This is a genomic window from Nodosilinea sp. FACHB-131, assembly GCF_014695395.1.
Taxonomy (GTDB): domain Bacteria; phylum Cyanobacteriota; class Cyanobacteriia; order Phormidesmidales; family Phormidesmidaceae; genus Nodosilinea.
On the sequence record NZ_JACJOF010000001.1, the window covers coordinates 1 to 3399 of the forward strand.

The 3399-nt window shown below is 53.1% G+C and carries 2 protein-coding genes; both read left to right on the forward strand.

What is annotated here, in order from left to right:
• Positions 1-247 precede the first annotated feature (247 nt).
• Positions 248-2545 (forward strand): ATP-binding protein, encoded by a 2298-nt coding sequence (locus H6F75_RS00005; protein WP_199303685.1) that lies wholly within the window; start codon positions 248-250, stop codon positions 2543-2545.
• Positions 2546-2902: 357 nt separating this feature from the next.
• Positions 2903-3399, forward strand: a 497-nt coding sequence (locus tag H6F75_RS00010; protein WP_190747993.1) for a DUF4118 domain-containing protein, incomplete at its 3' end; no start/stop codon positions are given.

Genomic DNA, 3399 nt, shown 5'->3' on the forward strand with positions numbered 1-3399 from the left:
CGTTTTTTCAGACTGGTGGAGTCCGCTATTTGCAGTAAATGGGTTTATCCCTCACGGGCATTGCTACTTGTGGAAGCCAGGGCTGGTTTGGCTACATCTGCTCTCAGACTTATTGATTGGCTTAGCCTATGTGGCTATCTCAGGAACTCTTGCCTATTTGGTTTACAAGACCCGCCGTGAGATTCCATTTCACTGGATGTTTCTCGCGTTTGGCTCTTTTATTGTGGCCTGCGGCAGCACGCACTTTATGGCTGTCTGGACGCTGTGGCACCCGACCTACTGGCTTTCGGGAGCCTTGAAGGTGGTGACGGCAATAGCCTCCGTAACCACTGCCATAATTCTGCCGTTTCTAGTGCCCCAGGCGTTAGCCCTAGTCGAGTCGGCCAAACTTTCCGAGGAGCGGCGATCGCACCTAGAAGTAGCCAACAATCAATTGGAGTCCCTCAACGAACAGCTTAAGGAAGTCGATCAGTTCAAAACTCAGTTTTTTGCCAACGTCAGCCACGAACTGCGCACCCCCCTAGCTTTGATCTTGGGGCCAGTAGAGAAACTGTTGCACCAGACTAACTTGGGCCAAGAGCACCGTCTCGATCTTGAGCTTGTTCACCGCAATGCTCGGCTATTGCTCAAGCAGGTCAATGATCTTTTGGATGTATCCAAGCTAGAGGCGGGCCGGATGGTGCCCACCTACGAGCAGATTGATGTGGCGCAGCTAGTACGCCTGACGGCGGCTAACTTTGACGGCTTGGCTGAGGAAAAGCAAATTACTTTTACTATTGACGCCCCTGAGAATCTGCAAGCACAGGTCGATGGGGCCAAGGTACAGCGCATTCTGCTCAATTTAATTTCTAACGCGTTTAAATTTACCCCCAACGGCGGCACGGTGAATTGCCAGCTAACTACTGCTCACGCCCAGGACATAGCCAGCGACGGGGGCTTAGACGAGGAATCCACTCAAAGCGATCGCATTGTTCTCTCAGTGCAGGATAGCGGTGCGGGCGTGCCAGTAGCGCTGCGGGATACTATCTTTGAGCGGTTTAGCCAAGGGGAAGGCGGTACTACCCGGCGGTTTGGTGGCACGGGCTTGGGTCTAGCGATCGCCAAAGAATTTGCCGAGCTACAAGGTGGCACGATTGCAGTGGGTGATGCCCCCAGTGGCGGTGCCCAGTTTGTCGTTCAGCTACCGCTGCTGGCTCCTCACGATAGTGCCGTGGGGGCTGCTGCCCTTAATCAGGGGCAAGACCCAGAGCTGGCCGCCCTCATGGCCGAGGAGCTCCGCTCGGTACCTCAGCCCGACGCGTTTACGTCAGAGCATCTCTTGAGTAAACCTCTGGTGCTAGTGGTAGAAGACAACCCAGAGATGAATCGGTTCATCACGACCACGCTGGCTTCAGAGTATCGCACGGCTACCGCCGTCAACGGGCAAGACGGGCTAGCGCAGGCCATTGCCCTCCAGCCCGATCTAATTCTCAGCGATGTGATGATGCCATCTCTGAGCGGCGACCAGATGGTACAACAGTTGCGTACTTACCCCGAGCTAAACGCTACGCCCGTGGTCATGCTGACGGCCAAAGCCGATGACGAGCTACGCGTGCAGATGCTGCGTCAGGGTGCTCAAGACTATCTAACAAAACCATTTTCGGTGGAGGAACTCAAGGCGCGGGTTGGTAATTTAACTGCTCTTAAGCGGGTACGCGACCGACTACAGCAGGAATTGGCCAGTCAAAGCCACGATCTAGGGGCTTTAGTGGACGAGGTCAGCCTGCGGCGGCGGGAGCTGCAAGTTGCCCTCAACGCCTTGCGGCATCAAGCGGTGGAACTAGAGCAGGCCAATCGCTTAAAGGACGAGTTTTTGGCAATCGTCTCCCATGAGCTGCGCACTCCACTCAATGCCATTTTGGGCTGGGCACAGACGCTGCAAACGCGCGAATTCGATGCCGCTACCACAGCTCGTGCCCTACAGACCATTGAGCGCAATGCTCGCTTGCAAACCCAGCTAATTGAGAACCTTCTAGACATTTCCCGACTGCTGCGGGGCAAGCTACTGCTCAACCGGCAGGCTATGGAACTAAAGCCAGTTATCGAGGCAGCAATTCAAACGGCACTACCCAACGCCCAAGCTAAGTCCATTCAGCTTAGCGCTCATTTGGATGAGGCAATAGGTGAAGTGTTAGGCGATCGCGATCGCCTGATACAAATTATTGAAAACCTGCTTTCGAACGCGATCAAATTTACGCCAGACGGCGGGCAGGTAGAGATTCGCCTAGAGCAGCAGTTGGAGGAGGTGAAAATCAAAGTCAGCGACACCGGTCAAGGGATTCGAGCGGATATTCTTCCCCATGTGTTTGACTATTTCCGCCAGGCTGATAGTTCGACTACGCGCACTGCTGGAGGCTTGGGTTTGGGCCTAGCTATCGTACAACAACTGGTTGAGCTGCATGATGGCAACATTGTGGTAGCAAGCCTAGGGGAAGGGCTAGGCACCACGTTTACCATCTATTTACCGTTACTAGGAACGTCAACACCACCGTTGTATTTGCGCTAATTAAACGGCGTCATTAACTGAGCACGTGGAGCACTTCTACCGCAGAGGGTGCCGTCACAATCAGCGTTCCCACCCGCTTTAAAGCTAAGACCAATGCTCGCAGAAATCTATTTCATTTAAATACTGGTGTACTTAACTACCGCTCATAAAGTCACTGTCATTAACTCCAGCAGCTCCACTCAAAAGAATCTATGGGGTGGTGTGTGTTCACCCCATAGATAGATTACCAGCTCTCTCTGGTGGTAGATAATTGACAGAGGTATGTCTACTTGACCCAGCAACTTAGACATAAGCTTGTGATTCACCTTAGCGATTGTTTCTAGCTCCCCTACCCTGACTATTCTCCTGAGTGGCTGGATGATTAGGTTCAAACGGCAAATCCTAAGCTACGGGGTGGCGATTGCAGCCGTACTCTTGGCGACGCTGCTGATGTTGACCTTCGATCCCTATGCTCGACTCAGCCAGGCACCGTTTTTACTTTTCTTTGGAGCCGTTACCATCAGCGCCTGGTATGGAGGCCGAGGACCAGGGGTAACCGCAACCCTGTTGTCGGTGCTGAGCGCCAACTACCTGTTTTTGAGCCCAGCCTTTGGGTTTGGCCTCAGTTTTTCGGCAGGGGTCAGAATGGCCCTCTTTATGATCCAGGGGTTAGTCATCAGTTTTCTGGTAGGGTCATTGCGCATTGCTCAAGAGCAAACCCGACGATCGCTGCAGCAGAGAGAGCAGGCTGAAGCCGATCTGCATCAGAGCGAAGCCGACTTTCGGGCCATGTTCAACATAACGAGTGTAGGCAAAGCCTTATTGGACGCTCAAACTCGTCGTTTTTTACGGGTCAATGCCGCTTATTGCAATAT

Excerpts from the sequence above, each read along its gene's own strand:
- H6F75_RS00005 (WP_199303685.1), top strand. The coding sequence starts at position 248 with ATGGCTGTCTGGACGCTGTGGCACCCGACCTACTGGCTTTCGGGAGCC.